This window comes from Brasilonema angustatum, from assembly GCF_059505445.1.
In genome coordinates, this window is sequence record NZ_JCACKO010000132.1 from 47,708 (window position 1) to 55,255 (window position 7,548).

Below are 7,548 nucleotides of genomic sequence, written 5' to 3' on the forward strand. Positions count from 1 at the left end.
CTTTGTTAAGTGCGTACGAGTACGCCATATTTTGAATGCGTCATTTGAGCATAGCAAGTGGGACTGAACCCTCACCCAAAATGCACCAACTGTGAGTCCCAAGCCGTAAAAAAATACTCCAATCTCATATGAGTTCCTAACTTTTTCTATACTTTCGTCTTTCCGCCTTTTTCGCCAAAAAAGTCAAGTTTAAAAATGAGATACAATTGCTATTTTTATACAATCTTTATAATTGAAAATTATATCAAAAGCATATACTTGTATCAAAGTATCAAGGATTACTACTTACTTATTCAAGACCTGATTTGCAATTCTCGCTTCACCTATAGAGTAAGGAAAAACATTAAAATAAGTGAAAATAGGGATAAAAAACTCTCTCTTGAGAGGGTTGTATTCTTTATCAAACTAAATTAATAATAAGTATTTTAAACCAACTTCAGGGATAGTCATCAAACAACTGTTTGTTAAAAAATGGAACCACTATAGGCTGCCATTAATTTTTAATAACAAGCTACTGCATCTACCTCATTCTCGTCAGATGTTCAAATTTACCAGACAAATGCTATACTCTTTTTTTCTGTAATCTACTTAAAATTTGTGTGTTTTGAGGGACACAACCATTATGTCTGCGAAAAAGACAGACGTACTCAAAAATTGGTTGATAGTAGTAGCACTCACGTCTATTTTATCACCAATAGTATTTTTCTTCACATTTTCCAAAATGGAGGAGTGGTCAAATCAACCAAAAATCGAAAATAGAACTCAAGTATTTTCAACAACTGCTACCCTTTTGTTAGGATTAGCAGTGATGATTCATGCATACGTGGCAGCAAAACGCGCCCAAGCTCTTGAAGAAAGTGCGATCGCAGCGCACAAGAGTAATGAGATTGCAATTAAGAATGTCCGTATCGCCCAAGAAAGGTTGATTACAGAACGCTTTATGACTGCAATTACCCAGCTTGGGCATGAAAGTGCTGCGACACGGACCGGTGCAATTTATTCTTTGGAAAGAATTGCTCAAGATTCTCCTCAGCAATACTGGACAATCATGGAAATTCTGACAGCTTTTGTGCGAGAGAATGCTGCTGGAAAACCGCAAAATGAGCAAACTCAAGAAACTGCAAGAACTCCTACAGATATTCAAGCAGCCTTGAATGTCATCGCCAGACGTCAGATCCAAAAAGACCAGCCAAATCAGAAAATTGATTTGCGATATGCTGATATGAGCACAGCAGACTTGCATAAAGCCAACTTCCAGCAAGCAGATTTGCGGGGAGCTAACCTCTGTCAAGCCAATTTACAGGGAGCTAACTTGTGTGAGGCAAATTTGGAAGGTGCTAAACTTTCTGGGTCAATTCTATATGAGGCCAACTTGCAATCAACTAACTTAACTGATGCGAACCTTTCTGGAGCAAACCTTAATTGTGCTCAAGCCTCTGGGGCAAATTTACGTGCAGCAAATCTTACAGGAGCAAGTTTGCGTGGAGTCAATCTACGAAGAGCCAATTTATACAAAGCCAATTTGCAAGGGTCTAATTTAAAAGCTGCGAACTTACAAGAGGCAAAGCTGTTTTTAGCTAATTTGCAAGGAGCAAAGTTGGGTAAAGCCAACTTGCAAGGAACAGGTTTGATTGGAGCAAATTTGCAACAAGCAAACCTGAATGGGGCAAACCTGCAACAAGCAAACCTGAATGCAGCCAAACTGCAAAACACAGAAATGTTTTTTGCTAATTTTTCTGAAGCAAGCCTTAGAGAAACTGACCTCTGCGGAGCAAACCTTATGGGAACCAACCTACAAATGGCAATTCTCCATGAAGCAAACCTCTGTGGGGCAAACCTCATGGGAGCCAACCTTAACATGACAAATCTAAGCCATGTAAAACTGGAAGGGGCAATTTTAACAGGAGCCAAAAACCTGAAACTGCATCAAGTGACATTTACACAAGACGATGTTGGAACTCACCTGACAGATAATGTTCCATCATAGCGAGGATCGCACGCCGATTAATTAACTAACAGCAAGTTGGAAGCACAATTAACTGACTGATAATTCATTTACATTTCATATGCAAACAGGGTGCGTCCCTACTTTTCAATACACCCAAACTGACTGACCTGACTAAAATTCTTTTGCAGCTACCAATTATATCGTGTCGGGTTAAAGACTTAATCACCACACTCCATAGGGAAATCCAAATTTTCGATTTTTGCAAGCAGGGTAAGCGCATCTTGTCAATCAGAACGTCTCAGAGTCAATCAAGCCGAAAATCGTCGCAGTAATTCTTGCTTATTGATAATATTTTTGGCGATTGCAAAAAAGCAACACACGCCTCAGCGCAAAGCGCATGCTGCGGGAAGACGTATCGCTTTGACCCTTGGGAAACATACAAAACGAGAAACTGTGATCATTCCTTAAAACACAAACACATGTTTTTGTCAACACTTATTTAGATGCGCTTACCCTGTTTTTGCAAGAAGTTTAGTGTCCGAGAAACAATGATTACTCAACAGCGGTAGAACTCAAAGTCCTTGTCTCCCAAACAACCATATTATTATGAGTGGACGTTGGTGCAGGTGGCTGGTGTAAGGCAATCAACTGTGCTAATGTTCCTTTTAGCTGAGTACGAGGAACAATATCATCCACAAAGCCGTGCTTGAGTAAATCTTCCGCAGTTTGAAACTCCTCTGGAAGTTTTTCCCGTAAGGTTTGTTCGATCACTCGCCGCCCAGCAAAACCAATAGTAGCCTTTGGTTCTGCTATGATAATATCGCCCAACATGGCAAAGCTAGCAGTCACACCACCAGTGGTGGGATTTGTCAAAACGGGAATGTACAGCAACCGCGCTTCTTGATGACGCTGCAAAGCGGCAGAAATTTTCGCCATCTGCATGAGCGAAAGCATTCCTTCTTGCATCCTCGCTCCACCAGAGGTGCAAACAATAACCACAGGATATCGTCGTTGAGTGGCTTGCTCAATCAGGCGCGTCAGTTTTTCTCCGACAACCGAACCCATACTTCCTCCCATAAACCGGAAGTCCATAACGCCAAGAGCAATGGATAAACCATTTATTTGACCAAAACCAGTTTTAACTGCGTCTATTAACTTCAGTTTGTCCTGGGTTTCCCGCAGGCGATCAATATAAGGTTTGCGATCGCGAAACTGCAGTGGATCGGTGGGACACAAATGCTCATCTATCGATCTCCAACTGTTCACATCAATTAATTGACGGATGCGCTCATCACTATCAACCCGATTATGATGTCCACACTCAACACAAACCATTTGGTTTGCTCTTAAATCTTTGGCATATGTCAACACACCACAGTTAGAACATTTATGCCACAGTCCATCAGCAATCTCACGCTCTTGGCGTTCTAGGATAGTAGATCCTGATTTCCGTCGATTTGCAAACCAATCTAATAAAGACTTTAAACCGCGTGATTCTTCGTTGTTCGCCATTTGTATCTTATCTAAGTCGATAGTATGTTGAAAAAAGATCAAACCGATGCTGTCTTTGTCTTAGTTTTTTATCATCATTCCTTTGTCCATATTAAGGATGAATGACTCATAACTAATGACAACATATTCAAAATTGTCTTGTAAGCTGTAAAAGACCATATTTTAGATCTTTGGTTGCCAGCTTAACGAAAATACGTAAACCAATTCAAGTCTGTTGCTCGCCTTCTGAGAAACTTAAAAAGTAGCAAAGCAGTCCATTTCTTTTGTAAACGTACCTACAAAGCTGCCCCAAATAAGATTTCACCCCCTAAATCAATAATATTTGTTGGTATGTTATGAGAACCAAGCAGTTGTTGCATCAATTTTGCTTGTCAAAAGGGTACCCGTTATTAAGAGGATCATCCAACTCACCCTTAGGGTTTGTCTGTGGCTAAGGCTACAGCTTTTGTGACAGCGCACGCGCAGTCTCTTTGAAAGAGGTACGCACACCTATGGCGATCGCCCGTATAGCCCGTCTCTTTTAGAGACGGAGCAAGCGTTCTGAAGGAACGGTTGGGGGCTAGGGCGTGCTACGCGATACGCAAAGCGTCAAGCAAGCGGGCTTATCGCCCCCAAGTTCTCTGGAAGCTTCCGCCAACAAACAAGCGTGTTGTGCAGGAAATACGGACACGCTGCTTTGAGTGGTGAATACCAGTGTGCAGGGTGTGGAAAACCAGGCTGCAGGGCTGAATTCACAAGATGATGTTATCAAAAGCTTAAAGATAGATAGGGTGATGAAATCTACAATTATAGTGTATCTCCAAGTAGAGAGTGTCAATGCCCCAACGGGTGCGGGGGTAATACCATTTCACGATATGCCTGATACACCAGTACTGGCAAGGGCGGACAGGTGCCTCAAGTCGGGAGACCCGCCCACGGTGAGACAGCGCTCTTTGGAGGATCTCCCGCTCTCACGGCGACTGCGGAGCGCGTTAGCTCCGGCCCCCTTAGGGGCTAGCGTGACCGTTCGGCACGGGGCCGTGCCCGATAGGCGTTAGCCATAGGGCTCAGGTCATCAGCCATAGGGCACTGTCCTCCCCTACACCCGCCCCGGAGGGGCTTGCTCAAATTCAGTTATTCAATTGATTGGAAAAAATAATCGTAAATAAAAAGACAAAATCGCCTCGCCGCCAAATAGAGCAATGATTGCTCCACAAGCAAGAAAAGGACCAAAAGGTATCTTTTGCCCCCATTTTTGAGACAGCGCTGTGCGACTGCTGTGCTGTGATAGTATGATTTTGCCGCCAGCGACTATTACTCCAATAAGACTTGCAAGAAAACTAGCAAGCAACAAATACTTCCATCCTAGCCATGCTCCGATCATGGCTGCTAATTTGGTGTCTCCTCTACCCATAGCAGTTTTGCCAAAGACAATTGAACCAATTATGGCGATCGCATCAAATAGCCATAAGCCCAGCACTGCTCCTCCTATCGCCATTTTCAGATGATCTACCAATCCGATCCAACTCGCTTCTGGTAGAAAGCCACAAATTATGTGAAAAACAATTCCTACTAACAAACCTGATTTAGTCAGTGAGTTTGGTAGTGTCATTGTATCTAAATCAATCAGCGATAGTGCCAATAACCAACTGCAAAACGCCCAGTACCCTACTGTAGAGAGTGAAAATTTCAGTATCCAAAAAACGAACAAAAAAATAAAACCCGTTACCCCCTCTACCACAGGATAACGGATAGAAATTTTTCTTTTACAATTGCGACAGCGCCCTTTTAACCATAGCCATCCCAACACTGGTACATTCTCGTAGGGTTTGAGTTGGTTTAAGCAATGGGGACAATGAGAGGGTGGAAAAAGAATCGAAAGTCCAATTGGTAACCGATAGACTATTACATTAATAAAGCTGCCAATAGATGTGCCTAAAGCAAAGACGATCAAACTTGTCTGGACTATGATCAAGATGAACATTCAAGTCAATTGTGAGTTAGTTGGGTGTTTGGGCTTTCCCCATGAACAGCTGGTGAGACAGGGCTATGCAGGAGGCTCTCCCACTCTCACGGCGATTGCGCTCTAGTGGGAACGGCTACGCCATTGGGCTATCGCAGCGTGACCAAAGGTCATACCCGAAGGATTCACCCAGAGGGTTTTTGCCATTTGCTCAAAAGTTATAACCTTAACTCATGACTGATGACTCATGACCAGTCTTTATGGCTTAATACATATACGACTCAATCTGATTCAAAGGAACGAAGCATTCTTCAGGTAAGAGAATTGGTTGGTGAGTAAATATCACTTTACCTCGGTGATTAGACCGATTAATTGCGACTCCTGAAGCTTGTCCAGTGATTTCGGGATGTACCTCACAGTAAGTGTGGTAGATTTGCCCAGCAGCTCTGATGACGGTTGGATCAATCAAAGCTGGCTGGCTCTTCTGATTGGTATAGTTTTCCTGTCCTTTTTTTAAAGCGTACACCACTCGCGAAGTATTGTTGTAGGTTTGTGTTAATAGTTTATCCGAAAATTTTCTTTAAAGTTGCCAAAATTTCCACTTTAAGCATATGCACTCATTTTGCTTCCAGAACTTGGATAAGTGCTTCGCCCATAGCGCGACAACCCAAAAGGTTCATACCTGGGGAAATTATATCTCCTGTGCGATCGCCTCTTTGTAACACTTCTAACACTCCTTGTTCAATCTCATCTGCTGCGGTTGATTCATTTAAACCATAACGAAGCATCATAGCAGCACTTAAAACCTGTGCTAAAGGATTTGCTTTATCTTGCCCTGCTATATCTGGGGCAGAACCGTGGACGGGTTCAAAAACTCCTGGATTAGAAGCACCCAAACTTGCAGAGGGTAACATTCCGATGCTGCCAGTTAGCATAGCAGCTGCATCTGAAAGAATATCACCAAACAAGTTGCCTGTGACAATAGTGTCAAACTGCTTGGGAGCGCGTAACAACTGCATGGCTGCATTATCTACATACATGTGAGAGAGTTCCACATCCGGATACTCTTGGGCAAGTTTGGTGATGCGATCGCGCCACAGTTGAGAAACTTCCAACACATTCGCCTTATCCACCGAACAGAGTTTCCCTCCGCGTTTACGTGCAGCTTCAAACGCCACCCGCCCAATGCGCTCAATTTCTGATTCGGTGTAAGCCATCGTATTGACACCGCGCTTTTCACCCGTTTCTGTTTCAAAAATTCCTTTGGGCTTGCCAAAGTAAATTCCTCCGGTGAGTTCGCGGACTACCAAAATATCAACACCTTCCACAACCTCCCGTTTCAAGGAAGAAGCATCAATCAACTGAGGCAATATTTTCGCTGGGCGCAAATTGGCAAATAATCCCAACCCTGCACGCAGTCCTAACAAACCTGCTTCTGGACGTAAATGGGATGGTAGGGTGTCCCATTTATAACCGCCAATGGCTGCTAGTAAAACAGCATCGCTATTGCGACACGTATCTAAGCTGAACGCTGGTAGGGGTTCGCCTGTAGCATCAATTGCAGCACCACCGATGAGTGCTTCAGTGAATTGAAACTGAATATCAAACTTTTTCCCTACGACTTTCAGCACGTCTACCGCAACTGCCATAATTTCGGGTCCGATGCCATCGCCAGGGAGTAGGGTAATCCGGTAGTTCTGGGTCATAGTTCGTTTTGGTGGTAGGTAAATGTTTAATCGCGCAGAATTTCTTGCAGATTAAATATCATACCTAGCAAGTGTACGCCCATGAGTAGCAATCGAGCAAAAAACTGGGTAAAGCCTGTAATCCTTATTTGGTGTTGACATCCGTTACACCGCACGCCGCAAAGCGGCGTGCGGTAATTTTATTATTATGTGATTCAAAGAACTTGATATAAAAAATTAAGGAACGCCAAGGAAATGAGTGAACACCTGGGTGATAAGCTGGACTCGCCCGAGCAAAAGAGGCAACAGGAGGCGGCGCAGTGGAAAGAACAGGCTCGACAACAGGCTCAGGAGGAGCAACGGCAAATCTCAGAGGAGCAGCGGCAAACCTCAGAGGAGCAGCGGCAGTCTTTTGAAGAAGATAGGCAGTTACAAGAGAAGAGCCGAGAAGCTGCAGAAGA

5 protein-coding genes and 1 pseudogene are annotated in these 7,548 nt (G+C 43.5%); 2 read left to right on the forward strand and 4 right to left on the reverse strand.

Annotated features, from left to right (window positions below; all coding sequences use genetic code 11):
- The first annotated feature begins 622 nt into the window (after window positions 1-622).
- A complete protein-coding gene (locus tag AC5JM2_RS22930; protein WP_495837131.1) occupies window positions 623-1,987 on the forward strand; it encodes a pentapeptide repeat-containing protein in 1,365 nt (454 codons plus the stop codon).
- A gap of 513 nt (window positions 1,988-2,500) precedes the next feature.
- On the opposite strand, the gene accD is transcribed toward AC5JM2_RS22930, so the two are convergent.
- From accD to leuB, 4 genes are all read right to left on the reverse strand, one after another.
- The gene (gene accD / locus AC5JM2_RS22935; protein WP_495837132.1) at window positions 2,501-3,460 is read right to left on the reverse strand and encodes an acetyl-CoA carboxylase, carboxyltransferase subunit beta; all 960 of its coding nucleotides are present in this window, start codon (window positions 3,458-3,460) and stop codon (window positions 2,501-2,503) included.
- A 1,117-nt stretch (window positions 3,461-4,577) separates the two neighbouring features.
- Window positions 4,578-5,423 (reverse strand): prepilin peptidase, encoded by an 846-nt coding sequence (locus tag AC5JM2_RS22940; RefSeq protein ID WP_495837133.1) that lies wholly within the window; start codon window positions 5,421-5,423, stop codon window positions 4,578-4,580.
- A gap of 244 nt (window positions 5,424-5,667) precedes the next feature.
- The gene (locus tag AC5JM2_RS22945) at window positions 5,668-5,928 is read right to left on the reverse strand and encodes a hypothetical protein (protein ID WP_495837229.1); all 261 of its coding nucleotides are present in this window, start codon (window positions 5,926-5,928) and stop codon (window positions 5,668-5,670) included.
- Window positions 5,929-6,019: 91 nt separating this feature from the next.
- Window positions 6,020-7,108: a 3-isopropylmalate dehydrogenase gene (gene leuB / locus AC5JM2_RS22950; protein ID WP_495837134.1), complete on the reverse strand. Its 1,089-nt coding sequence runs from the start codon at window positions 7,106-7,108 to the stop codon at window positions 6,020-6,022.
- 234 nt (window positions 7,109-7,342) lie between these two features.
- Between leuB and AC5JM2_RS22955 the strand changes: the two are divergent.
- Window positions 7,343-7,548 (forward strand): annotated as a pseudogene (locus AC5JM2_RS22955) (hypothetical protein); the annotation flags it as partial.